General features: G+C 74.7%; 21 protein-coding genes. 7 read left to right on the forward strand and 14 right to left on the reverse strand.

The genetic code is table 11. The features are described from left to right. Positions 1–39: 39 nt before the first annotated feature. Positions 40–1,461: a serine/threonine-protein kinase gene (locus tag WMF36_RS43875; protein WP_437576810.1), complete on the forward strand. Its 1,422-nt coding sequence runs from the start codon at positions 40–42 to the stop codon at positions 1,459–1,461. Positions 1,462–1,677: 216 nt separating this feature from the next. Here the strand turns inward: WMF36_RS43875 and WMF36_RS43880 are convergent, their stop codons facing one another. From WMF36_RS43880 to WMF36_RS43910, 7 genes are all read right to left on the reverse strand, one after another. Next, complete coding sequence (locus WMF36_RS43880; protein ID WP_437576811.1) at positions 1,678–2,331, reverse strand: superoxide dismutase family protein; 654 nt, start codon at positions 2,329–2,331, stop codon at positions 1,678–1,680. Between the two features lie 245 nt (positions 2,332–2,576). Beyond that, the gene (locus WMF36_RS43885; protein ID WP_437576812.1) at positions 2,577–3,593 is read right to left on the reverse strand and encodes a hypothetical protein; all 1,017 of its coding nucleotides are present in this window, start codon (positions 3,591–3,593) and stop codon (positions 2,577–2,579) included. A gap of 187 nt (positions 3,594–3,780) precedes the next feature. Further along, positions 3,781–4,956 (reverse strand): response regulator, encoded by a 1,176-nt coding sequence (locus tag WMF36_RS43890; RefSeq protein WP_437576813.1) that lies wholly within the window; start codon positions 4,954–4,956, stop codon positions 3,781–3,783. Then, positions 4,953–6,614: an ATP-binding protein gene (locus WMF36_RS43895; protein WP_437576814.1), complete on the reverse strand. Its 1,662-nt coding sequence runs from the start codon at positions 6,612–6,614 to the stop codon at positions 4,953–4,955. Before WMF36_RS43895 ends, WMF36_RS43890 begins: the two co-directional genes overlap by 4 nt. A gap of 242 nt (positions 6,615–6,856) precedes the next feature. Then, positions 6,857–8,026 (reverse strand): hypothetical protein, encoded by a 1,170-nt coding sequence (locus WMF36_RS43900; RefSeq protein ID WP_437576815.1) that lies wholly within the window; start codon positions 8,024–8,026, stop codon positions 6,857–6,859. Between the two features lie 49 nt (positions 8,027–8,075). Continuing rightward, the gene (locus tag WMF36_RS43905; RefSeq protein WP_437576816.1) at positions 8,076–8,756 is read right to left on the reverse strand and encodes a sterol desaturase family protein; all 681 of its coding nucleotides are present in this window, start codon (positions 8,754–8,756) and stop codon (positions 8,076–8,078) included. A 67-nt stretch (positions 8,757–8,823) separates the two neighbouring features. Then, positions 8,824–9,069: a hypothetical protein gene (locus tag WMF36_RS43910; RefSeq protein ID WP_437576817.1), complete on the reverse strand. Its 246-nt coding sequence runs from the start codon at positions 9,067–9,069 to the stop codon at positions 8,824–8,826. A gap of 263 nt (positions 9,070–9,332) precedes the next feature. Here WMF36_RS43910 and WMF36_RS43915 point away from each other — a divergent pair, with 263 nt between their 5' ends. Further along, entirely contained in the window at positions 9,333–12,143 is a 2,811-nt protein-coding gene (locus WMF36_RS43915; protein WP_437576818.1) for a hypothetical protein, read from the forward strand. A gap of 52 nt (positions 12,144–12,195) precedes the next feature. Beyond that, complete coding sequence (locus tag WMF36_RS43920) at positions 12,196–12,579, forward strand: nuclear transport factor 2 family protein (RefSeq protein WP_437576820.1); 384 nt, start codon at positions 12,196–12,198, stop codon at positions 12,577–12,579. Between the two features lie 39 nt (positions 12,580–12,618). Here the strand turns inward: WMF36_RS43920 and WMF36_RS43925 are convergent, their stop codons facing one another. Continuing rightward, positions 12,619–15,378, reverse strand: a complete 2,760-nt coding sequence (locus tag WMF36_RS43925; protein WP_437576821.1) for an AAA family ATPase — start codon at positions 15,376–15,378, stop codon at positions 12,619–12,621. A 305-nt stretch (positions 15,379–15,683) separates the two neighbouring features. Next, positions 15,684–16,103 carry a hypothetical protein gene (locus WMF36_RS43930; protein ID WP_437582038.1) on the reverse strand — a complete coding sequence of 140 codons (420 nt, stop codon included), beginning with the start codon at positions 16,101–16,103 and terminating at the stop codon, positions 15,684–15,686. Between the two features lie 362 nt (positions 16,104–16,465). Between WMF36_RS43930 and WMF36_RS43935 the strand changes: the two genes are divergently transcribed. Further along, positions 16,466–16,708: a hypothetical protein gene (locus WMF36_RS43935; protein ID WP_437576823.1), complete on the forward strand. Its 243-nt coding sequence runs from the start codon at positions 16,466–16,468 to the stop codon at positions 16,706–16,708. Between the two features lie 80 nt (positions 16,709–16,788). Here WMF36_RS43935 and WMF36_RS43940 read toward each other — a convergent pair whose 3' ends face one another. The 3 genes from WMF36_RS43940 to WMF36_RS43950 form a co-directional block, all read right to left on the reverse strand. Then, complete coding sequence (locus WMF36_RS43940; protein ID WP_437483678.1) at positions 16,789–17,199, reverse strand: response regulator; 411 nt, start codon at positions 17,197–17,199, stop codon at positions 16,789–16,791. A 232-nt stretch (positions 17,200–17,431) separates the two neighbouring features. Next, positions 17,432–18,658 (reverse strand): hypothetical protein, encoded by a 1,227-nt coding sequence (locus WMF36_RS43945; protein ID WP_437576824.1) that lies wholly within the window; start codon positions 18,656–18,658, stop codon positions 17,432–17,434. Between the two features lie 16 nt (positions 18,659–18,674). Then, positions 18,675–18,875: a DUF350 domain-containing protein gene (locus WMF36_RS43950; protein ID WP_437576826.1), complete on the reverse strand. Its 201-nt coding sequence runs from the start codon at positions 18,873–18,875 to the stop codon at positions 18,675–18,677. A gap of 187 nt (positions 18,876–19,062) precedes the next feature. Between WMF36_RS43950 and WMF36_RS43955 the strand changes: the two genes are divergently transcribed. Genes WMF36_RS43955 through WMF36_RS43965 form a run of 3 tightly spaced genes read left to right on the forward strand, consistent with a single transcriptional unit; the run spans position 19,063 to position 23,391 of the window. After that, on the forward strand, positions 19,063–20,733 hold the full coding sequence (locus WMF36_RS43955; protein WP_437576827.1) for a M16 family metallopeptidase: 1,671 nt from the start codon (positions 19,063–19,065) through the stop codon (positions 20,731–20,733). A 4-nt stretch (positions 20,734–20,737) separates the two neighbouring features. Beyond that, the gene (locus WMF36_RS43960; protein WP_437576828.1) at positions 20,738–22,363 is read left to right on the forward strand and encodes a M16 family metallopeptidase; all 1,626 of its coding nucleotides are present in this window, start codon (positions 20,738–20,740) and stop codon (positions 22,361–22,363) included. Then, on the forward strand, positions 22,360–23,391 hold the full coding sequence (locus WMF36_RS43965) for a hypothetical protein (RefSeq protein ID WP_437576829.1): 1,032 nt from the start codon (positions 22,360–22,362) through the stop codon (positions 23,389–23,391). The genes WMF36_RS43960 and WMF36_RS43965 overlap by 4 nt, the downstream gene beginning before the upstream one ends. Positions 23,392–23,732: 341 nt before the next feature. On the opposite strand, the gene WMF36_RS43970 is transcribed toward WMF36_RS43965, so the two are convergent. Together WMF36_RS43970 and WMF36_RS43975 are read right to left on the reverse strand one after the other, a co-directional pair. Continuing rightward, positions 23,733–24,332: a hypothetical protein gene (locus WMF36_RS43970; protein WP_437576830.1), complete on the reverse strand. Its 600-nt coding sequence runs from the start codon at positions 24,330–24,332 to the stop codon at positions 23,733–23,735. Between the two features lie 291 nt (positions 24,333–24,623). Then, entirely contained in the window at positions 24,624–25,352 is a 729-nt protein-coding gene (locus WMF36_RS43975; RefSeq protein WP_437576831.1) for a metallophosphoesterase family protein, read from the reverse strand. Between the last annotated feature and the right edge of the window lie 165 nt (positions 25,353–25,517).

Raw genomic sequence — 25,517 nt, forward strand, 5'->3', positions numbered from 1 at the left:
GGCATTGCGGCGCGGCGCTCTCGGTCGGAGGCTTCGGACATGCGCGGCCTGGAAGAGATCCAAGGGCTGGAGGTCGGCACCCTGATCGCTGGCAAGTACCGCGTGGATCGCCTGCTCGACAAGGGGGCGATGGGCGCGGTGGTCGCCGCGACCCACATGGATCTCGGTGAGCTCCGGGCGATCAAGCTGCTGTTGCCGGCCACCGCCGCCGACCCGGAGATGTGCGGGCGTTTCCTCCGGGAGGCGCGGATCGCGGCGCGGCTCAAGAGCGAGCACGCGGTCAAGGTGCACGACGTCGGGCGGCTCGAGTGCGGGCTGCCCTTCCTGGTGATGGAGTTCCTCGACGGCCGCGATCTCCGGGTCCTCCGCAAGAAGCGGGGCCCGCTGCCGATCGAGGAGGCGACGCTCTACGTGATCCAGGCCTGCGACGCGCTCGCGGAGGCCCACGCGATGGGGCTCGTGCACCGCGACGTGAAGCCGGCCAACCTCTTCTTGACGCACACCCGCGAGGGCACGCCGTGCATCAAGGTGCTCGACTTCGGGATCTCCAAGGTATCGGAGGCGGCGTGGCTGGGGGTCGTCGAGATGCGGACGAGCACGGGCCAGATGCTCGGGACGCCGCACTACATGCCTCCCGAGCAGATGCGCGGCGAGCGCGACGTCGACGCGCGCGCGGACATCTGGGCGGTCGGCTCGCTGCTGTACGTCCTGCTCACGGGCCGGTATCCGATGCACGCCCGCTCGGTCCAGACGGTCTCGCTCGTGCTCGGCGGCCAGTTCGTGCCGCCGCTGCCGTCGAAGGTCCGCCGCGGGCTCACGCCGGAGATCGATCCGATCATCATGCGGTGTCTCGAGAGGGACCGCGACAGGCGCTGGCCCGACCTGGCGGAGCTCGTGCTGGCGCTCCGCCCGTTCGCGCCGCCCGCTGCCCAGCCGCTCGTCGAGCGCATCGAGCGCACGCTCCGCGGGGGCCTGCGCGACTCGCTCTCGGTCCCGCCGCCCTCGGCTCCAGGCGCGGAGGTCGATCCTGGGGAGCCGAGCGAGGTCGTCACCGTGCGGGACAGGCCGTGCGCGCCGGCGGCCGGTCCCGCGGTGCCGGGCGAGGCCGCCGCGGGGCCGGGCGAGGCCGCCGCGGTGCCGGGCGAGGCCGCCGCGGTGCCGGAGGGGCCGTGCGTGCCGGCGGAGGCCGGTCCCGTGGCGCGGGGGGAGGGGGGCACCGCACCGGCGGGGCCGCGGGTCGAGGAGGCCTCCGAGAGGGCGCTCGCCGACTCGGGCTTGCCCGACAGGGACTCCTCGGCGTCGTGGGAGCGGCGGCTGCGCTCGCCTCTCCGGGCGCCCTTCGTCCTGGCGGCGGTGGCGGCGGTGATCGTCGCCGTGCTGCTCGTGAGCGGCAGGAGCCTCCCGGCTCCCGGCTCGGCCCCGCGGGGACAAGGGAACCTGGTCAGCGCTCCTCCTCGGTGACACGGGAGCGGGCGACTCCCGTGTCACCGAGGAGACGCTCCGAGGCGCGGGGTGGTGGGGGCATTTGCCCAGAGAGATGTCACATGAAGGCGGGAAGATCATTGATGATCTTCTTCCCGCCTTCCCGCCTTCATGTTCAAATGACCCCACCACCAGGCGCGGAGTGCCGCCGGAGGATGGATTCAACGTGTCACGGGCGCAGCGCGGCGGCCCGCGTTACTTGCTCTGCGCGATGACGCCGCAGCCGATGCGCCCTCCGGCGTTGCCGGCGGGCTGGCTGCCGTCGTCCTGCTTCTCGTGGACGATGATGGCGCGGCCGAGGAAGGTGTTCGGGGCGCCCTGCTTGAGATTGGCGCCCTGGGCGACGATCTCGTGGGTGCCAGTCCCATCGGGCTTGACCTCGATATTGCCGAGATCGCCGAGGTGGCGAGCCGAGGCGTCGGGGAGGCCGTGCGGGTGGTTATCGGGGTTGTAGTGCGCGCCCGCGCTCTTCGCGTCCGGCGCGCTGCAGTCGCCGGTCTCGTGCACGTGCACGGCGATCTTGCCCTTGGGAGCGCCCGAGACCTGGATGGCGACCTTCACGCCGCCCTCGACCTCGGTGAAGGTCGCGGAGCCCTTCAGCTTCGACTTGGTCCGCGCCTCGATGGGCACCTCGACGGTCACGGGCGGCGCGGGCGCGGCGCTGTCGCCCTGCGGGGGGCTGGCCGCGGCCTCCGGCGCCGGCGCGGGCGCAGCGGGCGTCTCAGGCGCGGGCTGCGTCGGCTGGGCGGGCACGTCGGGGACCGCGGGGGCCGGCTCGGGCGCGCCGCCGCAGGCGGCAACGACCAGGACGAACGAGGCGAGCAGCGAGAGGGGATAGGCCGGTTTCATCACAGCGGAGACCTCCATGTTTGTGAGGCGTTGAACCACCGCCGTCTCGTAGAGCGGACCCGGCGAGCGATCAACCGGCGAGCCCGACAATCGTCCGCCGCCGCGAGCACCCGTCCCGATTCGTCCTCCCCACGCTCCGCGCAGGCCGCAGGCCCGGGGAGCCCCTCCCGGCTCGCGCCCCGGAGCTGAAATGAACGAGGCGCGGAGTCGACCTCCGCGCCTCTGGCGAGCTCAGCCGCGCGAGCTCACTGCGCGGGCGGGCAGCCGATGGGCTTGGTGTCGATCACGACGTCATCGATCCACATCGTGCGGGGCACGTCGGCCTGATAGGACTCCCAGCCGAAGCCGATGCTGGTGAACTCCGGCGCGGTCCACTCGAAGTTCTCCACCCCGTTGGCGCAGCCCTGGCCGGTCCCGGACATCTTGAGCTCGGCGATCTCCGCGCCGTTCAGCCAGAAGCGCATCTCGTTGTTCGGCCCGTCGAAGCTGAACTCGACGCACGTCCACTGGCCGACCGGGACCACCTTCCCCTCGGCGTGATGCCAGCAGTCCGTCGCCGGCGCCGTCGGCGGAGTGCTCCATTGCCCGGGCGTATCGTAGTTCGCCATGAGCTGGCTGCCACCCTCGATCGGATGCTGGCCGCCATAGCGGTACGTGGCCGAGTAGGGCATCCCCTCGAAATCGCTGTCCGGAACGACGCCCGCGCCGTCGACGATGGTCCAGTGCACGTCCGTGTCAGGCGCGGCATCGAGGAAGTACATCATGCGGCCATGGATGACGTTCCCCTCGACGGGCAAGGCGGTCGCGTCCTTGAACTGGATCATGGCGGACTTGTAGTTGTTTTCTCCCGAGCTCTCGGGCGTGGTCACCTTGATCGACTTGGTGCCGCTGTACGCCATGGCCGTGTCGACCGAGACGGCGGAGCCCTCCATGGCCGTGTAGACCTCCCACTTGCCGCCGGGCGCGCCCTGGGCCTCGTACGACTCGAAGTCGTCGCAGAGCAGCGACCCATCGGCACAGGCCGAGTCGCCGCCGCCGCCCGCGCCCGCGCCCGCGCCGCCCGTGCCGGTGGTCGCGCCGCCGCCGTCGCCGCCCGTGCCGGTGGTCGCGCCGCCGCCGTCGCCGCCCGTGCCGGTACCGGTACCGGTACCGGTCGAGGTCGACGCCCCCGTCGTGTCGCCGTCATCATCCGAGCACGCGGCTGCGCCCACTCCCGATGTCACGAGCAGGCCCAGCAAGGTAATGCAATGTCGAAGCTTCATGTTCGTCCTGTCCTCCGCGGCGACTATTGCACGAGCGCCTTGCGTGGTTCAAGAACGAACGATTTCGACAGATCACCCGATCCACGGGCTCGATCTCGCATGGCCCGGCGGGGGCGGCGCAACCCGGTCACGCTCGAAACACCCTTGAAGAGCCGGCCTCTTCGCTGCCTCCAGCGAGCGTGAGCCCTCAGGCCCCGCCGCCGTCGGTTCGCGCCGTGTCTGCGCTCACCAAGAACGCCTCCGGCGCCATGGCATAGAGCTTCTCTTCTCCCTGCTTGCCCCGGATCCGCACCAGCGCGGGCATCGCCCCTGCCGGGCTCCCGGCCGCGGCGAACGTCGCCTCATCCATCAGCAGGCCACCGGACTTCGCGTGGGCCTGAATCCGAAACGCGGTGTTCACCCGATCGCCGATGATCGTGAACTCCCGCCTGCCGCTCGACCCGATGCTCGCCAGCAGGACCGGCCCTGTCGAGAGCCCGAGCCGCGTCGGGAAGGCGGGCCGGCCCTGGGAGCGCTGGTGTTCGTTGAAGGCCGCGATGCTCCGCTGGATCCGCTGCGCCGCCGCGAGCGCGTCGGGCGCGCTCCGGAAGAACGCGAGCATGCCGTCGCCCACGTACTTGTCGACCTCGCCCTTGTGGTCATAGACGACCTGCGCCACCGTCGCCATGTACAGGCTGAGATCCGCGAGCAGCGGCCCCGGATCCTCCTGCTCCGAGAGCCGCACGAACTCCTCGATGTCGCTGACCAGCACCGTCAGCACCTCGCGCGCCGGCGCGCTCGGCCGGTTCGACGACACGCTCTCCTCGATGCTCTCCCACGCCCTGTCGGAGAGGTACCCGCGCAGCGCCGCGTGCATCTGGCGGACCTGCGCGTAGCGGTCCTCGAGCTCCTTGCGCTGCCGATCGAGCTCCCGGCGCTGCCGGTGCAGGAGCAGCTGCGTCCCCACCCGCGCCAGCACCTCGCGCAGCTCGAACGGCTTCGTCACGTAATCGACGCCGCCCGCGTCGAACGCCATCACCTTGTCGCCGATGCCGGTCATCGCGCTCAGGAAGATGACCGGGATGTCCGCCGTCCGAGCGTCCCCCTTCAGCCGCCGGCACACCTCGTAGCCGTCCATGTGGGGCATGCTCACGTCGAGCAGGATGAGGTCCGGCGGCGCCGCCGCCGCCGACATCAGCGCCATCGCGCCGCTGATCGCTGCCCGCACCTCGTACCCCTGCGCCGTCAGCATCGAGGTCAGGAGCGACAGGTTCGCCGGCATGTCGTCCACGATCAGGATGTTGGCGGGCTCGTCCCTGGGGCGCTCCGGCCGCGCGCCCGAGGCCGTCCCGCGAGGTGCTGGCTTTGCGTCGGTGTCCGTCATGACGGCTCCTCCTCGTCAGCGCTCGATAGCGCCAAGATGCTGTCGAAGCGATACCCCCGCGCGAGCTCGGCCACCGCCCCCGCGAGCTCCGCGTCCTCCGGCCGGAACCGGTCGATGGCCGCCTGGACGGCCTTGGCGTCGAGCCGCGTCGCCGCCCGCCGGAGGTCCTTGCGCAGCGACGCGGGCAGCCCGGCCGCCGCGCGCGCGAGGTCGACCGCCGGCGCCGCGGGCGCGGGCCGCCGCTCCGCGGGGCGATCCTCGTGGTCGAAGCGGGCCCCGAGGTGCTTCGTCAGGAGGTCGAAGATGTCCGCGTCGCGGAACGGCTTGCTCAAGAAATCGTCGCACCCGGCCTCCGCCGCGAGCGACCGGTTCTGCTCGAACGCGCTCGCGGTCATCGCGACAACCACCGTCTCCCGCCCCCGCGGGCTCGACTTGATGCGGGTCGCCGTCTCGTAGCCGTCGAGCAGCGGCATGCGGAGGTCGAGCAGGACGAGGTGCGGCGCCCACGTCTCCCACTGGGCCACGGCGCCGAGCCCGTTGGTCGCGCTGCGCACCTCGACGCCCACCGAGTCGAGCAGCTTCAGCAGGCAGTGGCGCACGTCCCACCGGTCGTCGACCACGAGCACGCGGTACCTCGGCTGGCCCGGCGAGAGCCCCACGACCCGCCGCGCCGGCGGGCGGCGCGCCGCGCCGCCGGATCGCGCGTCGCCTTCGTCGGCCAGCGTGAGGCGCACGTCGAAGCGGAGCGTCGTCCCGCGGCCGAGCTGGCTCTCGACCTGCATGTCGCCCCCCATCACCCGCACGATGCGCCGGCTGATGTGCAGGCCGAGGCCGGTGCCCTCGCCGGACCGCCGCCCGGCCGCGGTCTGCGCGAACGCCTCGAAGAGCTCCTCGATCTCCTCCCTGGCCATGCCCCGGCCGGTGTCGATCACCTCGAACGACACCCGCGTCGGCGCCGCCGCCGCGCCGTCGGGCGCGCCGGTCCCGCGCCGCGCCCACGCGCGCAGCGTCACCGAGCCCCGGGGCGTGAACTTGAGCGCGTTGCCGAGCAGGTTGATGAGCACCTGCCGGAGCTTCCCCTCGTCGCCGTGGACGTGCTGCGGCACGTCCTGCTCGCGCTCCACGGTGAGCGTGAGCCCTCGCTTCTGCGCCTCGACAGCGAACATCTCCGAGAGCCCCGAGAGCATGGCGTGGAGGTCGAAGTCGGCGTCGGCGAGCGTCATCCGGCCGGCCTCGATCTTCGCCATCTCGAGGATGTCGTTCACGAGGCCGAGCAGGTGCTCGCCGCTCTTGCAGATGACCGCGAGGTTCTCGCGGTGCCGGTCGCCGAGCGAGAGGTCGCGCTCCATGAGCTGCGCGAAGCCGAGGATCGAGTTGAGCGGCGTCCTGAGCTCGTGGCTCATGTTGGCGAGGAACGCGCTCTTCGCCCGGCTCGCCGCCTCGGCCTCCGCCCGCGCCCTGCGCGCCTCCTCCTCGGCCCGCCGCGCCTCGACGAGCTCCTCGCCGAGCCGCAGCGAAGCGGCGCGGCTCACCGCGAGCTCCTCGGCCTTGCGATCGAGCTCGCGCTCGCGGGCGAGGAGCCGCCGGCGGACCGCCCAGAGGGCGATCACTAGGAGGGTCCCGACGACCACCGAGGCGGAGATCCCGACCAGCTGCATGCGATAAGCCCCCACCCACCTGCTGCGCGGCGGGATGGACCGGAGCGCCGATCCCGTCCGAAGGCAACGCTCAGCGTACAGGAGTTCGGGACAGCGCGTGGGGCCCGCGTTCGGCGGCGCCGCGCGGCTCCGCCGACGGGACGGCTCGCTCGTCAGGCGGACCACGGAATCGCTCCGCCGCAGCGCGGCGCGGTGGTCGCTGCGGCTGCGACCCGGGTGTACCTGCTCACGCGCCGCCGACGCTACCGCGCGCCGCCGTCGTCCGGCCCGGTCCGCTGCCGCGGCGTGATGACCGCGTCGGGCGGCGGCGCGGCGGCGTCTCCGCGCGGCGGCGCGGCGGCGTCTCCGCGTGGCGCGGTGCCCTCGAGCGCGGGCGGCTGCGGCGCGGGCGCAGGCGGCTCTCTGGGCGAGAGCGACGGCTGGCGCAGGCCGCGCAGCGAGGCGAGCCGGTCGACGAGGGCGCCGGCCTCCTCGGCCGACAGCCTGACGCGGGCGTGGAGCGCCTTGCCCTCGACCGCGATCGCGATGCGCTCGAGCACGCCCCCGAGGCCGATGAGCCGCGTCGCGAGGTCCCCCGCGCGCGCGTCGCGGGCGGCGCTCAGCTGTGCGCCGAGCTCGGCGCAGGGGGCCTCGGCGTCGCAGAGGACGGCGCCGTGGACGGCGATCTCGGGGCCGAGCGCGACGGTGGCGCCGCCGGAGACGAGCGACGCCGCGGGCGACCGGCCGGCGCCGCTCAGCGCGAGCTCGCGCCCGAGCTCGGCGCGCTGCTCGGGCGTGAGGACCACGGTGACGCGCGCCGCGCCCTCGCCCACCGCGCGGGCGATGGCGTCGTGCGCGGCGCTCGCGCCGACGGCCGCCGCGCGCCCGTCGGCCGCGTCGACCATGGCGCGCAGGTACGCGCCGCCGCCGAGCAGGATCGGCCCGCCGGGGCGCACGGCGATCTCGCCGCGGCCCTCGGCGCTCGCGTCCCGCACCGCGCGGAAGCTGCCGAGCGCGGCGACGACGGGCTGCCCGCCGCGGGCCTCGATCACCTTCGAGGCGCACGCGAGCAGCGCCTCGTCCTGAACGGCGCCGGCCGCGACAAGCCCGAAGTCGCCGGGATCGCCCGCCGCCGGGATGGCGATGGCGACCTCCGTGAGCCCGGCCATCGGGTCGAAGCCGCACACGTCGCGCACCTTGCCGAGCCCCGGGATCTCGCGCTCCTCGCGCAGGAACGAGGCGAACGCGGGCGAGGCGCGCAGCGCCGGCAGATCGAGCGTCGCGACGAGCAGCGCGCCCGCCGGCACGGCGTCGAGCGCGCGGGGCGCGGCGGGGGGGCTCTCCTGCCGCCGGCCGACGAGCCAGGCGAGCCCGCCGCCGAGCAGGACCCCGGCGAGCAGGAGGACGAGGCCGTCTCTGGTCCGCGTCTGCACGCGCGACCCGTTAGCACACGGGCACCGCGGGCGCCCCGGTGCGCGGCGGCTACGCTCCGCTGCGCGGCCGCGGCGACCAGCGCGTCCCGTGGACGACGTCGAACACGGGCACGGTCACGTTGAAATTCCAGCGCTTCATGAGCCGCGGGTCGTGGTGCCGCCGGTGGTGCTCGCGGAGCCGCGCGAGCCCCGGGACGCGGTACACCGGGCTGTCCGGCGGCAGGTGATACGCGAGGTGCATCCACTCGTAGCTGACGAAGAACGCCATCGCCGTCGCGAGCCCGAGCAGCGCCGCGTCCCGCGAGAACACGAGGCCCGCCCCCGCGGCGAGCGGCAGCAGCAGGGCGAGGACCAGGAGCGCCGAGTAGGGCGGCATCAGCACGAGCCAGAGCTCGCGGGCGCTCCGCAGCGCCATGTCGTCGGCGGTGAAGGCGAGGTGGTGCTCGCGCTCGTGCCGCTCGCACAGCCCGCCGAGCAGCGGCGCCCGCCGGTGCAGCACCGACCTGTGCGCCCACCACTCGAACGCGAAGGCGAGCAGCAGCGTCGCCGGAACCGCGAGGAGCTCGACGGCCTCGACCGCGTCGAGGAGCCGCACCGCCGCCGCGAGCACGAGGGCGCCGAGCGCCGTGGGGGCCGCGAGGTGGAGCGCCGGGGAGTACCCGCGCGGGATCCGCGCCGCGATCTCCGCGCGCCGCGGCGGCCGCGGTGGAGCCGGCTCGTGCACAGCCATCGAAAAACTATGAATTCCAACAAAACAGAACGCAAGCGCGGGCGGGGTCGCCGGCGAGGGGGCGCGCTCAGCTTTCCTGGCGCTCTTCCTGCGGCTCCGCGCTGTCCTCGGTCGCGCCTCCGTCCGCCGCGGGCGCGTTCCGCTCGAACAGGCCGCCGATGGCCTCGCCGATGCGGCCGATCTTCGGGGCGAGCAGCACCACGATGAGCAGGAAGGCCGCCAGGGCGATCTCGTTGGGGGAAGCGCCGAGCACCATGTGCCGAGGTCTACCACGCTGCGTGCGCAGCGCGGGGTGGTGGTCGGATTTGAGCATGAAGGCGGGAAGGCGGGAAGAAAAGCTCAATGATCTTCGCCTCTTCCCGCCTTCCCGCCTTCATGTGAACTCTCTCTGGGCAAATGAGACCGCGACCCAGCGCGGCGGCGCCGGGCGCGCCCTGCGGCGGGAGAGCCGCTGCGCGGCGGGAACACCCGAGCGGCCGCGAACCCGTTTGACAGCCCGCCTGCGACCGTCGACAGTCCAGGCGAACCGGGGGCCTGAGTGCTGCTCCGCTGGGCCGCTGCCACGAGATGACCGCCGTGTCCGAGCTCCGCGACGACCACGAAGCCGTGCAGGCGCGCCTGCGCGCGGGCGCCATCCTCGTGGCCGACGGCTCGGCGGAAGGCGCGGCGATCGGCGCGGCGCTGCGGGGCCGGGGCTTCGAGGTGATCGCGGCGCCGATCGACGAGCTCGAGGCGCGCCTCGCGAGCGACGCGCCGCGCGTGGTGATCGTCGATATCGACGAGCCCGGCACCATCGAGGCGCTCGAGCGGCTCTACCTCCGGGCGGGCGGCGTCGCCGCGTCCGTGCTCCTCGTGGGCGATCCGGTCCGCTCGGCGGAGCTCGATCCGCAGCTGTTCGGGCAGGTCTTCGAGCGCCCGGTCGACATCGCCGAGCTCGCCGCGCACGTGAGCGCGGTCGCGGAGCCGGGGCGCTTCCGCGGGGAGCACGCCGCCGCGGCGCGCCTGCCGGCGGGCTACCCGGGCTCATTCGACAACGAGGTCCCGTCGAACCCGGACTTCTCCAGCGATCTCGACCGGCTCGACGTCGGCTCGGTGCTGCCGCCGCCGGAGGACGGCGCGGAGGTCGGCCCGCGGCTCCTGCCGGCGCGGATCAGCCCGGAGCTCGAGGAGATCCTCGTCGCCGCCGAGCAGCGGGTCACGGCGAAGGCGCGCCCGTCGAGCATCCCGGCGGCCGAGGAGGACGTCGACCTGATGCTGTCGCCGGAGCTGCTCTCGGCCCTCGACGAGCCGCTCGATCCGGAGGAGGACGAGCCGCGCACCGGCGCGAGCGCGGGCCAGGCGCCGCCGCCCGCCGGCTCGGCCTCGCAGCCGAGGGCCAGCTTCGACCCGTACGGCGCCGCGGCCGCGCCGCACCCGCCGGCCACGCGCGCCGAGAACACCGGGCCCGGCGACCTCCTCGCCGAGCTCGCCGAGCCGGGCGAGGACGAGCACGACGACGAGCTCCACGGCGATGCGTCGCTCGACGCGGCGTACGCGACGAAGCGCGCCGGGCCCGAGCTCGCGGCGTTCTCGATCGACCGGGAGGGGCACCTGCTCGGCAGGGAGGAGCGCGATCACGGCGCCCCCGCGCGCCGGAGCGGCGGGCGCGACGCCGCGCCGCCGACCCCGCGCGACGCGGGCCGGCCCCACGGCTTCGGGTCGCCGCCGCCGCGCGCCGAGGCCGCGTGGGAGCGGTCGCCCTCCCCCGCGCCGCGCGAGGAGCCCGCGTGGGACCGCGCGCTGCCGGGCCCCGCGCGCGGCGAGGACCTCGACTGGGTGCGCGCCCCGTCCGGTCGGATCGAGCCGAGCCGCCGCCAGCGCTACACCGAGCCGCCGCCGACCCGGTCGCGCGGCGCCCGCGACCCGCGCGCGCCCGGCTTTCCGCCGTCTCCTCAGCCCGCGCCGGGCGTCGCGTTCTTGTCGCCGCCTTCGGTCGAGGTGAGGACCGCGCTGCTGCCGCCGGGGGGCGGCGGGGCCGAGCCCGAGCCGCTGCCGCCTGGGCCCGCGCCGGTCCGCTCCGCCACCGCGGGGCGCGCCCCGGTGCCCGCCGGCGGGCCGGCCACGGCGAACGCGGGGATGCTCGGGCGCGGTTTCCTCCCGCCGATGTCGCCCGCCGCGCCGGGCTCGTTCGGCCGCATGCCGTTGTCTGCGCCGTCGTCCATGGCGATCTCCGGCGCAGCCTTCCGTGGGCCCGCGCCGCCCATGCCCCCCATGCCGGCGGTGCCCTCCGCGCCCGCCACGGTCAGCACGGGCGCGCTCGGTCACGCTCCGCCGCCGCAGCTCGACGACGAGGCGCCGATCTCCAGCGGCGCCTCCTCGACCACGGTGCTCGGCCCGGGCGACGCGCCGCGCGCGCTCGCCCGCGCGGTGGGCAGCCGCTCTTCCGGCTCTCTCGCGATCACGACCGAGGAGGGCGCGCGGCGCATCATCCTGCACGAGGGCGATCTCGTCACGGCCGGCTCGAGCATCCCGGAGGAGACGCTGCTCGCCTTCCTTGTCGGGCGGGGCGACATGGAGCGCGAGGTCGCGACGCGGCTCGCGGGCAAGCTCCCCGCGTCGGGCCGGCACGCCGGCGCGGCGCTCATCGCGCACGGCCACCTCGGCCAGGACGACCTCTGGCCGGTCCTGCGCGCGCACGCCGAGTGGGTCATCGGCCACGTCGTGCTCATCGAGGCCGGCACGTGCGATCTGGAGGCCGAGCCGCCGGGCCGCCTCAAGGCCGAGCCGAACGTCTTCGGCGGCGCGACGGGCGCCGAGGTCTTCGTGGAGACGATCCGCCGTGTGATCGCCCCCGAGGTCGCCCTGCGCCGCCTCGGCGGCCCCGGCGCGCGCCTCGACGACGGGGTCCGGCGCAACCTGCTCGGCGAGTGCGCGCTCCGGCGCGAGGAGGAGGAGCTCGTGCGCACCGCGCGCGGCAGGAGCGTCGGCGAGCTCGTGGGCGCGGCGGAGCCCGAGAACGCGAGCGTCATCTACGCGCTCGTCTGCCTGGAGGTGCTCGACGTCCTCATCCCGCCGTCGATCACCGAGGCGCCGCCCCGGCCTGTCGAGGATCCGCTCGACGAGGAGGCGATCCGGCAGCGCGTCCGGGCGCGGCTCGCGCTGGTGGAGGACGGGGACTATTTCTCGATCCTGGGCATCCCGCGCGACGCGACGAACTACGAGATCCGCCGCGCGTACCTCGCGCTCAGGAAGGCGTTCGAGCCGTCCATCCTGCTCACGGCCGCGACCGTGGACCTGCTCGACGACGTGCGGCTGGTCATCGAGGTGCTCGACGAGGCCTACGAGATCCTGCGCGAGCCGCACCGGCGCGAGCGGTACAGGCGGGCGATCGAGGCGGGACCGCCGTAGTCGGACGGGCCGAGGCCCGCCCCTTGCAGGCGCCCGCGCTGCAGGAGGCATCATGTCCAAGGCGAACGAGTTCATCGAAGCCCTGCGCCGAATCGAGGAGCGCGGCGACGTCGAGCCCATGGCGCGGCTGTTCGCGCCCAGCGCCGAGCTCAGCAATCCAACGATGTCGAGGCCGCTCCACGGCCCGGACGGCGCCCGCGATTTCTGGCGCGGCTACCGCCACACCTTCGGCGAGGTGCAGTCCGAGTTCCGGTGTGTCGTCGGGTCCGACCGGGCCTCCGTTCTCGAGTGGAAGAGCCGTGGAACGCTGTCCAGCGGGGCGGTGTTCTCGTACGACGGCGTGAGCGTGATCGAGCACCCCGCTGGGCTCATCACGCGGTTCAAGGCGTACTTCGACCCGAGGGCCCTCGGCCTCCAGCTGGAGCACGCGGCATAACGCCACGCCCTCGCGGGAGCGCGTGGCGCGACGCCTCCTTCAGCTCGAGCACGCGGCATAACGCCGCTCGCCGGCCCGCGCGATCGCGTCCACCACGACCTCGCCCTGCTCGACGCCGACGAGCGCCGCGGACCCCTCCTCCAGCTGGCCGCGCAGGATCAGCTCCGCGAGCGGCGCCTCGATGAGCCGCGCGATCGTGCGCTTCATCGGCCGGGCGCCGAGCTCGGGATCGAACCCGCCGGCGTCGAGCAGCGCGTCGATCGCCTCCGGCTCGACCTCGAGCTCCACGCCGCGCGCCTCGAGCTCGCGCTCGAGGCCGCCCAGCAGGCGGCGCGTGATCTCGGCGACGTCCGCCCGCGTGAGCGGCGCGAAGCTGAGGACCTCGTCGATGCGGTTGTAGAGCTCGGGCGGGAGCGTGGCGCGGGCCGCGGAGAGCATCGCCTCGCCGAGGCGCTCGGGCGTCACGGCCGCGGAGGCGCGCGCGAAGCCGACGGAGCGCTCGGAGCGGAGCGCGCCGGCCTCCGCCGCGCCGAGGTTCGAGGTCATCACGAGGACCGTGTTCGTGAAATCGACCCGACGGCCGCGGCCGTCGGTCATGCGCCCCTCGTCGAAGACCTGAAGGAACGCCTCGAGCACGTCGCGGTGCGCCTTCTCGATCTCGTCGAGCAGCACCACCTGGTACGGCCGCCGCCGCACCGCCTCGGTGAGCTGGCCGCCCGCCTCGTGGCCGACGTAGCCGGGTGGCGCGCCGACCAGGCGCGCGACCGCGTGCGACTCGGCGTACTCGGAGAAATCCAGCCGCGTCATGGCGTCCGGCGAGTGGAACAGCGCCTCGGCGATCGCCTTCGCCGTCTCCGTCTTGCCCACGCCGGTCGGGCCGAGCAAGAGGAACGACCCGATCGGGCGGCGCGCGCGCAGGCCGGCCGCGTTCCGGCGCAGCACCCGGGCGATGCGCGCGAGCACCTCGCCGTGGCCCACGACCCGGTCGGCGAGCAGCGTCTCCAGCGAGAGCATCCGCTCGCGGTCGGTCTCGAGCAGCCGCTCGACCGGGAGATCGGCGAGCTCGGCGACCACCTCGGCGACCTCGGCGGGCCCCACCTGCCGCGCGGGCTCGCGGAGCTGGGCGCGGGCGCTCGCGGGCGCTTGCGCGCGCCGGCGGGTGCGGGCGCCCGCGAGGTCGAGGATCGAGAGCGCCTTGTCGGGCAGCGCGCGCCCCGGCAGGTAGCGCACCGACCAGGCGACGGCCGAGGCCAGCGCCTCGTCGGTGAACGCGAGCCCGTGGTGCGCGCCGAGCCCGACCGCGACGCTCTGGAGCAGCAGGAACGCCTCGTCCTCCTCGGGCTCGTCGATCTCGACGATCGTGAAGCGCCGCGCGAGCGCCGGGTCGACCTCGATGCTCTTCCGGTACTCCTCGGGCGTGGCGGTGCCGATCAGCGTGAGCTCGCCGCGGGCGAGCGCGAGCTTGAGCTCGGCCATCGCCTCGTCGAGCGCGCCGCTGCCGAACAGCTCCGACATGCCGTCGATGAACAGGATCACCCGCCCGCCCGCCTCGCGGAGCTCCGCCCGCAGCGTGGACAGGCGCTCGCTCAGCGCGCCGCGCGCGCCCGTGCCGGCGAGCAGCTCCGAGGGCACGAGCTCGACGACGATGCGCGGCTCCCGCTCCTCGAACGCGAGCCGGTGCGCGATGCCGCGCGCCACCGAGGTCTTCCCCACGCCCGCCGGGCCGAGGAGGCAAGGGTTGTTCGCGCTGCGCTTGGCCAGCACGTCGAGCGCCTGCTCGATCTCGCGCTCGCGCCCGACGATCGGCTCGAGCTCCCCCTGCGCCGCCGCGAGCGCGAGGTTGTGGCCGAGCGAGGCGAGGGCCGGAAAGCGCCCACGGTCGAGGGTGAAGCGCGCCGCGACGGCGCTCGCGGCGGCCGAGAGCGCCGCGACCGGCCGCCCCGCGGGTGAGACGGCCGGGACGGCGGGCGAGGCCAGCGCGTCGTCTGCCAGGAGGGAGCGCCGGGGCGCGGGCGCGAGGGCCGCGGCCGGCTCGGCGGGGAGGGGCGCCTCGCCTGCGCCCGGGGCCGCGATGGGCCGGGGGCGCGGCGGCGGGAACAGCGGCACGGTGACGCCCGGGCCGGCGCCCTTCGACGACCGCGGCTCCGGCGCGCCGGCGCCCTTCGACGGCCGCAGCTCCGGCACGGTGACGCCGGCGCCCTTCGACGGCCGCAGCTCCGGCACGGTGACGCCGGCGCCCCTGGCCGGCCGCAGCTCGGCCGGCATGCGCGACGTGCGCTCCGGCCCTTCGCCCTCGCCGCGGGCGCGGCGCGCCGGCGACGCCTTGGCCGGCGCGGCCGGCTTCTCCGGCGCGCCGCCGTCGTGGACCCCCCGCACGGGCGTCCGCCGCGCCTGCACGACGCCGAGCGCGATCTGGAGCGCGGAGGTCCGCAGCCGCGCGAGGTCGACCCCCGACTGCGTGAGCGCCCGGTGCGCGGCCGAGCTGCGGTCGGACAGCAGCGCGAGCAGCAGGTGGAGCGCCGCGGGCTCCTTCGCCGTCGCGCGCTTCGCGACGTCGCGCGCGCCCCCCATCGCCCGGCCGATCGGGTCGGGCCCCTCGTCGTCGACCGATCGGGTCGCCTTGAGCAGGGCCTCGTCGTCGAGCCGCCGATCGCGGAGCAGGTCCGCGGCGGGGCCTCCGCTCATGGCGATGGCCGCGAGGAGGTGCACGCTCGACAGGCGCTCCTTGCGCTGGGCGGCGAGGTCCTGCGCGAGCTTGCGCAGCGTCACGAGCTCGGCGTGGGAGCGAGGGCTGGTCATCCTTGCAGAGGTCTCCGATCCCTCGGTTCGCACGCCCGGCGCGGGCGGGCCAAATTTCGGAGCCCCGGGGCCGCGACGCACCCCGGCGTCGGGTCGTGGTCAACTTTGCCCAGAGAGAGTCCACATGAAGGCGGGAAGGCGGGAAGATGGAAAGATGGGAAGACGGGAAGATCCTTGATCTTTTCTTCCTGCCTTCCCGCCTTCATGTTCAAATTTGACCACTACCCCCTTGCGAGCGCGCGATCGGCGATGGGCCCATCCCGAACCGCGTTGAGCCGACTCGCCGTCTCCCGGCGGGGCCTGACTCAGATGATCAGGATGACATCGATATCGCTGTCCGACGGGAGCGCGCTCCCCGCGGGCACGTGAGGCGCGTTGGCCGGCGCGAGGCGGAGCGCGCCGCACGACCGCGGCCCGGAGCTCTCGGGCGGAGGTCCGCCGTCGGTCGAGCTGCCGGGCCGCTCGCCGTGCGCGCGCTCCGCGCAGCCGGCGATCGCGGCGCGGACCGCGCGGAAGACGCTCTCCGCGTCGAGCCCGCCGAGCTCCTGAGCCGCCCTGGCGAGGCTGTCGTCGACGCATCGGGCGCACGGCGTCGAGCTGGCCGCGAGCCGCACGACGAGCGTGGTCTCAGGGCAGCCGAGCTCTGCCTTGTTGAAGGGCACGGCGAGCGCCGAGCCCCTGCCCACATCGACGCTGATGAGGACGTTGTCGCCGTCGCGCACCACCAAGGTTTCACGCGGGTGTCGGCCGCTCACGCGTTCTGGAGCTGACTCACGATGGCTTGTGTTGACAAGGATCCACAGGCGATCGGAGCTCGCCTGTCCGCTCTTCTCCACAGCGTCGCTGGTGCGGCCTTCTGCCATTCGCTCGCCCTCCGAGGAGGCGAACCTATCGCCGCCGGAGGCGGACGGCGATGGGCCTTCTGGACAGACAATGTCCTCACCCGCGGGTCCGCCGGGGACGCTGCTGCGCCCGCGTGAACACGGCCGATCCGCCGTGAACGCGGCCGATCCCGCGGGTGCTCGCTGCGTTCGTTGCGCCATCCGGCGCGAGGCGGTAAGCACAACCACCGAGCGGAGGGCGAAGCGTGGATGAGCCGGAGCGACGCAACGAGGACCCGGAGCAGGGCGCGGGCGAAGGCGGAACCGACCGCGCGTCGTTCGGCATCCTGTTCCTCGCGGCGGCGTTCGCGCTCGCGCTCCTGCTGACCGTGGTGGGGCTCCTGGCGTTCGCGGCGATGAGCCCGCGGTCGCCGGCGCCGGCCGAGCTGCGCGGCGAGCGGGCCGGCGCCGATCCCGTACTGCACGGCGGCGCTTCACCGGCGGCCTGAGGGGGCGCGAGCGCGGCGCCCAGCTCGACCGGCGCGTGGGCTCGCACCTGCCGCGCGAGCTCGGCAGGTGAGCGGAGACGCTAGCCGCAGGTCTTCTGGACGATGCCGATCAGCGCCCCGAAGTCGACGGGCTTCTTCAGGTAGGCCGTGCCCTCGGGCGGGACGTCGTGGCCGGAGACGATGGTCACCGGGATGGCCGCGAGCGCATGCACCTGCTTCAAGGCGGCGAGCATCTCCTCGCCGGTCATCACCGGCATCATCAGGTCGAGGAGGATGAGCCCGGGCGGCGGGTCTGCCTCGTGCAGCAGATCGAGCGCCTCCTTGCCGTTGCTGGCGCAGTAGACATCGTAGCCGGAGGCTTCGAGCATCTCGCGGAGCATCTCGCGGAGCTCGGCGTCGTCGTCGACCAGGAGGACGGGGGCGCGCGGATTCGGGGGAATCGGCGTCAGGCGCGGCGCGCCGGGCCCGTCGGTTGGCCGTGGTTCAGTCATTTCTGTCACCTCTCCCAGACTGCACAAGCATGCCGAAGCGATAGCAGGCGCAGGCCGCGCACGCATTGCATGCTCTCAGCATCTTCGGATCTTCTCCGGGATCCATGGTTTCGGGCTGCGCGAGGCGGCGCCGGCTCCGCGCCCGAGCCGGGGGCGAGGGACGTGGCTGGAGCACGGGCGCCGCGAGCGAAGCCATGCGAAGCGCCGAGGGTTACGGGAGTTGCGCCGCGGGTCAAGCCTCTCGGCTCGCCGGGACCGACACGGCGTCCGTCCCGCCGCCGTCGCCGCCGCTGCGCCCGTTGCCCTCGCCACCCTCGCCGTCCGCACCCTCCACGGCTCCGGACCGGAACCCGAGCGCGCGCGCCTGCGCGGGGCCCGTGTGGTGACGGCGCCAGACCACCGCGTCGAGCAGGTAGTGGGTCGCCTGCGGGAGCGCGAGCAGCGGCACGAGCAGCGCCCGCGCGCGGGGGCCGAGGAGCGGCTCGTCCACGGCGCCGCCGAAGAGCTCCGGCTGGTCGTGCCAGACGAGCCGATCCCAGAGCATCTCCTCGGCGAACGCGAGCGCCAGCGCGAACCCGAGGAAGGCGAGGAGCCCGCCGGCGACGAGCCGCGCGAGCAGCGAGCGCGGCGCCTCGCGGGCCCGCTCCCGCGCGTACGCGAAGACGAGCGCCATGTACGGCACCCCGTGGACGATCACGTTCGTGACCGTGAACTGGAAGTCGCTGTCGGTCGCGACGATGCCGACGTACCAGGTCGCCGCGGTCGTCGCGACGACCACGTGCTTGCCGAGGTTGAGCGGCGCGCGCGCGACGCAGGCCCGCTGGAGCGCGCGGGCGACGTACGCGACGGCGAGCGCGGCGTACACCGCGCCGAGCGGGCCCACCGCGGCCGCGAGCCGCGGGGAGCTCACGAAGTCGCCGTCCACGAACCACCGGAACGCGCGCGGCGGGTGCGCGTGCCAGTAGAGGAGCGGCCACCCGGTCGCCGCGTAGATGAGCGCGTCGTCGAGGAGGCGATCGACGCGCGAGCGCTCGCCCGCGAGCGCTCGGTAGATGGCGACCCACCCGATCTGCTGGCGCACGAAGTGGATCACGGCGGCGTAGGCGAGCGCGCGCCAGAACGTCAGCTCGGAGGCGAGGTGCAGCGCGACGCCGGCGGCGTAGCAGGCGAGCGGCGCGGCGGCGTAGAGCGCCGGGTGGCGGCGGAGCTCCTCGGGATCGAGGTACGTGCGGAAGAGCGTCGTGTGCACGTGAGCCACGTCGACGCCGACCACGAAGAGCAGGAAGCCCCAGGTCGGGAGCGCGCCCCCCGAGGAGAGCGCCGCGAGGGCGAGCGCGACCGCCGCGGAGCCGCCGAACACCGCGAGGTCGACGCCGCGGCCCCACAGGAAGGCGCCGCGGGCCGCGCCGCGCCGCCCGGCCGGCAGCGCGCCGAGGAGGTCGGGCCCGGCCGTGGCCAACGCCGAGACCCGCGCGTCAGCCGTGGATGGCCGCCGAGATGATCCAGGCGAGGCCCAGGATCACCGAGCCGATCACGATCGCGAGCGCCGTGTTCTGGTCCTCCTCGATCTCCTTGCGGATGGAGAACGGGGTCAGCTTCGTGATCAGCATGAACGCCAGCAGGAAGACGATCAGCCCCACTGCGACGAAGACGAGCGTTCCGACTACGGCTTTCATCAGGTTTTGAACGTCGGGCATCGGCGGTTCTCTCTGAGCTCGGGGCGGCGCGCGGCGCGCGCTCGTGACCTCGGAAGCTGCGGCGTGAGCCTACGCGAGACCGCCGGCAGCGTGAAGCGCGGTCGCTGCGCCGCGCGGCGGGCGCGCCCCGCCGGCGACGTGCTATCGCCCTGCCGTGTCCACGACCGTGAGCCGAACCCTGCTCCGCGGTGCCCTCACGGCCGGGCTCGCGGCGCTCGGCCTGCTGAGCGCAGGCGCGCCCCGTCCCGCCGCCGCCGCGCCGCCGTCCGGCAAGCCCGCGCCCGCCGCGGAGGCGAAGCCCGCGCCCGTCACCGCGCGCCCGCGGCGCGCCGCCGCTGCCGCGCCGAAGGGCGCCGCGGCACCCCCGGCGGAGGCGCCGCTCGAGCTCGCGATCCCCGTCGAGCGGGCCACGCTCCAGAACGGGCTGCGCGTCGTGCTGAGCCCCGACAAGAGCTCGCCCACGGTCGCGGTGGCCGTCACGTACGACGCCGGCTCGCGCGACGAGCCGAGCGGCAGGAGCGGCGTCGCGCGCCTCGTGATGGGCATGATGGCCCGGGGCAGCCGCAACGTGGCCGCGGGCGAGCACCTGCGCCTCGTGGCCGAGCGCGGCGGCGAGCTCCACGCCGAGACGGAGGTCGACCGCACCACCTACGCCGAGACGCTGCCCGCGAACGAGCTCGCGCTGGCGCTGTGGCTCGAGGCCGATCGCATGAGGTCGCTCGACCTGAGCGCGCAGGGCTTCGAGGCCCAGCGCAGGGACGCGCAGGAGCGCCGCGGCGCGATCCTCGGCGCCGCCTACGGCCAGGGCGGGATCCGGCTGCGTCAGCTCGCCTTCCAGGGGTACTGGCCCCACGAGCACCCGGCCCTCGGCGACGCGGACGACCTCGCGGGCGCCGAGCTCTCCTGGGCCCGCGACTTCCACGCCGCCCACTACGGCCCGAACCGGGCGGTGCTCGCCATCGCCGGCGGCTTCGACGCCGGCGAGGCCATGGAGCTCGTGCACAGGTACTTCGACGGCATCCCCGCCGTCTCCGCCGCGCCCTTCAAGGACCTCCCGTTCCCCGAGCAGACGAGCCAGCGCACCGGCGTCGTCAGGGACAGCGCCGCCCGTGCTCCGGCCATCCTCTACGGGTGGGCCGTCCCGCCGCGCGCGCACGCGGATCACCACGCGCTCTCGCTCGCGGCCGTCCTGCTCGGCGCCGGCGACAGCTCGCGCCTCGAGGCGCTCCTCGTCGGGGACAAGGCCGTCGCGCGGTCGGTGCGGGTCGCGATGGGCGGCCACCGCGGGCCCGATCTCTTCTCCATCGACGTGCGGCTCGCCGAGGATGCCCGGGTCGGCGACGTCGAGAAGCTGATCGAGGGCGAGATCCGGTCGCTTGGGACGGCGGGGCCGCCTCCGGCCGAGCTGACGAAGGCGCGCCGGCTGCTCCAGTCGGCGTTCGTGTCGGGCCTCGCGGGCGCGAGCGCGCGCGCGAGGGCGCTCGCCGAGCACGAGCTCCTCTTCGGGGACGCCGCCCACCTGAACGGGGAGCTCGCCCGCTACTTCGCGGTGACCCGGGAGGACGTGCAGCGCGTCGTGCGCGATCACCTCGGCCCGACGCGCCGGACCATCGTGGAGATCTACCCCCCCACCATCCCGGGAGCCGCCCCGCCGCCGCGGGCGCCCGGGCGCGCGCCGGCCGGCGCGCAGCGGGCCGGAGGCGGCGCGCACGCCGCGCCGGGCAAGGGCCAGGAGAAGGCCGCGCCGGGCAAGGGGGAGGCGAAGCCGCGCGGCGCGGCGGCCCGGCCTGCGGCGAAGAAGAAGCCGGCGAAGACGGCGAAACCCAGGAAGAAGTGACGTCATGAGCGAGCGAAGCAACCGACGCGAACGGCGCGGGCGACGGACGGCGCGCCCCTGGCTCTCCTGGACGGCGGCGCTCGCGGCGGCCGTGGTGTGCGGCTGCGCTCCCGCCGGGCGCGCGCCGCGGCCGCCCGCGCAGGCGGCCGCGCCGGCGAAGGACGCGAAGGTGGCGCCGCCGCCCGAGATCGCGCCCCGCGAGCCGCCTCCGCCGTCCGGCCCCGCGCGCCCCGCGCGCATGCCCGCGATCGCCTGGGCCGAGCTCCCGGGCGGCCTGAGCGTCGCCACCGCCGTGAACCGCGCGCTGCCGCTGGTGGAGGTCCGGGTGGTCGTCCACGGCGGCTCCGCGGCCGACGGCGACCGCACGGGGCTCGCGGCGCTCACCGGCCAGCTCCTCCTGCGCGGCGGCGCCGGCAACCTCCCCGGCCGCGAGGTGCTCGCGCGCCTCGAGTCGCTCGGCGCCTCCCTCGGGGTGGACACCGGCCTCGACGCGACGGTGATCGGCCTGCGCGCGCCCCGCGATCGCCTCGCCGAGGCGATCGCGCTGCTCGGGCTCGTCGTGCAGCGGCCGCGCCTCGACGCCGCGGAGCTCGCCAAGCTGAAGGCCCGCGCCGCCGAGGCGGCGAGGGATCGCGCGCACACGGACGGCCGCTGGGGCGCGATGATGATCCTCTTCCGCGACCTCTACGCGCTCCCGACCGAGCTGCACCCCTACGCCTCGTTCGGCGCGACCGCGGCGGAGCTCCCGAAGATCAGCGCCGCCGACTGCCGCGCCTTCCACTCCGCGTGGTACGTCCCGAAGAACACCGTGATCGTTGTGGCGGGCGACACGACGCCCGAGGCCGCGCGCGCCGCCGTCGAGAAGGCCTTCGCCGACCGGCGCGAAGGCGAGCCTCCGGCGCTCTCGTTCACCGATCCGATGCCCCCGAGGTCGCTCAAGCTCACGGTCATCGATCGCCCGAAGAGCGCGGAGAGCGAGCTCTTCCTCGGCGTCCTCGGCCCCGAGCGCGGCGCCCCGGAGTGGCCCGCGCTCGCGGTCGCGGGCCAGGTGCTCGGCGGCCCCTCGGGGCGCTTCTCGCACGACCTCCTCGAGCCGCGCGGCGCGGCGCGCGCGGCGTCCGCGACGACGCTCGACGTCGCGCACGGCCCGGTCCCGCTCCTGGCCCACGCGAGCGTTCCGGCGGCGCGCGCGGGCCTCGCCGCGCAGGCGATGCTCGAGCACGCCGAGCGGCTCGCGGCCACGGCGCCGTCGCAGGAGGAGGTCGACGCGGCGGCGCGGCGGCTCGCGGGCGGCCTCGGCCTCGGCATCGAGATGGCCGCGGGGCTCGCGGACGAGATCGCGAGGCTGCAGGTGCTCGACCTGCCGGACGACCATCACGACGGCTACCGCAAGGAGCTCCGGGACATGACGCCGGCCCTCGCCGGCAAGGTCGCGGCCGATCACGTGCGGCCGTCGCGCGCCGCGCTCGTCGCCGTGGGCGACGCCGAGGTGATCGGCCCGATGCTGAGCCGCTTCGGCGACGTCAAGGTGGTCGACCCGACCCGCGCCTTCGAGCGGAAGCGCACGATCCCGCGGGACTCGAGCGCCTCGTCCGCTCCGGGGCAGGCCCCGGCGCGGGAGCAGCCGTGACCGCCGTGACCGCCGCCGGGCGCCGCGGGCAGCCGCGCGCTCCTCGGGGGAGGCGCGCTCCGCGGGCGGCGTGCGCCCTGGCGCTCGCGGCGGGGCTCGCGGCCGCGTCCTTCCCGGGCCGCACGGGGGCGCAGCCGAGGCCTGCGCCGGTGGCCGCCGCGAAGGCGGGGCCGAGGCTGCCTGCGGGGCAGCTCGACGGCGCGACCTACGACTACGAGCGCCCGCCTGCCCCGGCGAGCGGCGCGGCCCCGGAGGGCGCAGCGCAGGCCGGGGCTGCCGCGAGCGCGGTGCCTCCGGAGCAGCGCTGGCTGGGCCGCGCGTTCGTGCACCGCCTGGCGGCCGCCGACCCCGCGCGACCGCTGCCGATCCTCGTGTTCCTGCACGGCACGAACGCGGCGCAGATCGAGTACCGCTGGATGGGGGGCGGCCAGGAGGGCGACGTCCGCCGGATCGCGGCGGAGCTCATGGAGGCGGGCCGGATCCCGCCGATCCTTGTCGCGGCGCCGAGCGCCGTGCTCCCGGCGGCCGTGGCGGTGGCGCGGACGAGCTGGCCGGCCTTCGACCTGGACGCGTTCCTCGACGCCACCGCCGCGCGGCTGCGCGGCGTCGCGACGCTCGACCGCACGCGCGTCGTCGTCGCGGGCCACTCCGGCGGCGGCTGCAACAGCGCGGGCGGCATCGCGACCGCCCTGCGCGCGTCCACGCCCGTGCACGCGGCGCTCGTGGTCGACACGTGCATGGATGTCGACATCGCGCTCCCCCTCGCGCGGTCGTCGCCGACCACGCATGTCATCGTGTCGTGGCAGACGATGACCTGGGCCAGGCGTCCCATCAGCGACTTCAGCCGCGCCTTCCAGAGCGGCGTCGAGGCGCACCCTGCCGCGCCCGGCGTGCTCCGCGAGCTCGAGCAGCTCCAGCCGACGGAGCCCATGCCGCACGACGCCATGGTGCCCCTGGTGTTGCGGCGGTGGTTGCCGCCGCTGCTCTCGCCGGACGCCGCGCCGAGCGTCCCCTGCGTCTCACCGTGACCGCCCCGGGGCACGGCGCCTCGTGCGCCGTGCCCGCGCGAGGTGCCGAGGCAGCGACGCGGACAAAAAAAAAGAGCGCCCGTCCGACGGTGGGGGGGGGAAACCGTCCATCAGGCGCTCGGTGTCCCGTAGAAGCAGGAGCTGGGCCAGGAGCTTCCTGACGGGATATCGTGAGTTTGCGCAGGTTTCTCTGGGGTCTGGCTTTCGTTTTGGCCGGGGCGGGTTTCGTTGGTGAAGTCCGTCACCCCCGGCGCGCCTGTCGCTCCTGCACGGCGGCGCTCGCCTCGAGCTCTTGCACGGCGGCGCTCGTCCGGGCGCCTCGCGCCTGGCGGTGCCGGGGCTTATGCGGGGCGGTAGGGGGTGCCGGGGCCGGCTCCTACGCGGCGCGCCTTGGCCACGCGCCTCGCCTGCTGCCGGATGTGCTCCACGGCCTTCTCGAAGAACGGCTCGGGGGAGGCCTTGCTGACGGTGATCTGGTCTCCGCCGATGAGGACGACGAGGAGGCCTCTGTCGGTCCTGCCCACCGCGAAGAAGTCGACGGTGAACGGCAGCTCGTCCTCGACGGTGAGGGACAGCTGGCACTTCAGGACCTCGCCGACGCCGGGCTGATTCTCGACGACGAACCGCTGCAGCAGCCCGTTGGCCTGGCCATCGCCGGCGATCCGGTTGAGCGCCCACTTGTCCCTCGGCCAGGCCAGGTGGTCCCGCAGCTCGTATATCCAGAGCAAGAGCTCCTCCGCGACCTGGCCGATCGCCGCCTTCGACGCCTCATAGGACAGCTTGATCTGCTCGTATTTCGTCATCGGGACTCCATCGCTCTCCGGCGTGCACGTCGAGGCTACCAGAACGCCGCGCCCCGTCGCGCGCAGATCGGGCCTGTCGACCTCGCCGACGCCGCGTGATCCGAGGGCGCGCCTGCCCGCGCCGCGCCAGGCGCTCATCGGGGCGCTCGCGCGCCCGGGGCGGCGTCGGAGCCCGTCGACCGTCCACACCGGCGGCGGCTCCATGACCCCGGGAGGCCGAGGACCGCACCACCAACCGGCTTGAGATCGTGAACCTCCGCGAGCGCGCCGAGATCGCCTTGATGGCAGTCGACGCCACGAAGCTCGCCCCCCTTGAGATCTCATATCATCGGTGTTCCCGGACTCCGGGTTGTACCAGACACCCTCCAGCGCTCGCCGATCCAGGACGTCGCAGCGCGAAGGCGCCCTCTCGCCCCGGGCCGCGCGCGCTCAGGCGTATTGCTGCAGCAGCGCGCCGCGCATCGGGTTGTCGCACGCCCCCACGGCCGCGCGGAGCGCGTCCCTGTCGACCGGCACCCGGCGCAGGCTGACGTTGACCGCGCCGCCGCGCGCCTCCACGATCGCGTACTCGGCGTGGTGCAGCAGCGTCGGCGGCCCGCCGTTCGCGTATTCCTTGAACGGGAGCCCGACGCTCCCCGGGTTCACGAGGAGCGTGCCGCGGTGCTGGCGGAGCATCTGGAGGTGCGTGTGCCCTCCGGCCATCACCGTCGCCGTGTGGCCGTCGAGGCGGCGATCCAGCTCCTCGGGCGGCGTGTTCGAGAGGAGGTCCTCCATGTGAGACCGGGGCGAGCCGTGAAACAGGAGGAGCGTCGCGTGATCGTCGAGCGGGATCGTGAGGCGCGCCTGGAACGTGCGCAGGAAGCCGAGGTCGTCCCCGGACAGCTGGTCACGGCACCAGTCCACCGCGTCGACCACGATGGGCGCCTCGGTGTAGGTGCGGATCAGCTCCGGATCCAGCATGAACTCATCGTGGTTGCCGAGGATGCACGGACACCCGAGCTCCCGCAGCATGTCCAGGATGGCCCGAGGCCGCGGCCCCAGCGTCGCGACGTCCCCGAGGCAGATCACCTGATCGACGCCGGCCTCCTGGATGCTGGCCAGCACGGCCCTGAGCGCCACTTCATTGCCGTGAATGTCGGAAATCAGGGCGATGCGCATGGGAGGACCTCTCTGCGGGCGCCATCGGGACGCTGGAGCGGCCTTCGGCGCCGCCGTGGCGCGGCGGTTGGTTGATCGACCGCTTGTCAGGCTAGACCATGTCCGGCGGCGCCTCCAGCACCTCGACGCCCAGGCCGACGCCGAGCTGCCCCTCGGTGTTCTCAC

The organism is Sorangium sp. So ce887 (assembly GCF_051521455.1).
Classification (GTDB): Bacteria; Myxococcota_A; Polyangia; order Polyangiales; family Polyangiaceae; genus Sorangium.

Coding starts and splice junctions, on each gene's coding strand:
- WMF36_RS43875 (WP_437576810.1), top strand. CDS start 40: ATGCGCGGCCTGGAAGAGATCCAAGGGCTGGAGGTCGGCACCCTGATC.
- WMF36_RS43880 (WP_437576811.1), bottom strand. CDS start 2,331: ATGAAACCGGCCTATCCCCTCTCGCTGCTCGCCTCGTTCGTCCTGGTC.
- WMF36_RS43885 (WP_437576812.1), bottom strand. CDS start 3,593: ATGAAGCTTCGACATTGCATTACCTTGCTGGGCCTGCTCGTGACATCG.
- WMF36_RS43890 (WP_437576813.1), bottom strand. CDS start 4,956: ATGACGGACACCGACGCAAAGCCAGCACCTCGCGGGACGGCCTCGGGC.
- WMF36_RS43895 (WP_437576814.1), bottom strand. CDS start 6,614: ATGCAGCTGGTCGGGATCTCCGCCTCGGTGGTCGTCGGGACCCTCCTA.
- WMF36_RS43905 (WP_437576816.1), bottom strand. CDS start 8,756: ATGGCTGTGCACGAGCCGGCTCCACCGCGGCCGCCGCGGCGCGCGGAG.
- WMF36_RS43910 (WP_437576817.1), bottom strand. CDS start 9,069: ATGCTCAAATCCGACCACCACCCCGCGCTGCGCACGCAGCGTGGTAGA.
- WMF36_RS43920 (WP_437576820.1), top strand. CDS start 12,196: ATGTCCAAGGCGAACGAGTTCATCGAAGCCCTGCGCCGAATCGAGGAG.
- WMF36_RS43925 (WP_437576821.1), bottom strand. CDS start 15,378: ATGACCAGCCCTCGCTCCCACGCCGAGCTCGTGACGCTGCGCAAGCTC.
- WMF36_RS43940 (WP_437483678.1), bottom strand. CDS start 17,199: ATGACTGAACCACGGCCAACCGACGGGCCCGGCGCGCCGCGCCTGACG.
- WMF36_RS43950 (WP_437576826.1), bottom strand. CDS start 18,875: ATGAAAGCCGTAGTCGGAACGCTCGTCTTCGTCGCAGTGGGGCTGATC.
- WMF36_RS43960 (WP_437576828.1), top strand. CDS start 20,738: ATGAGCGAGCGAAGCAACCGACGCGAACGGCGCGGGCGACGGACGGCG.
- WMF36_RS43970 (WP_437576830.1), bottom strand. CDS start 24,332: ATGAGCGCCTGGCGCGGCGCGGGCAGGCGCGCCCTCGGATCACGCGGC.
- WMF36_RS43975 (WP_437576831.1), bottom strand. CDS start 25,352: ATGCGCATCGCCCTGATTTCCGACATTCACGGCAATGAAGTGGCGCTC.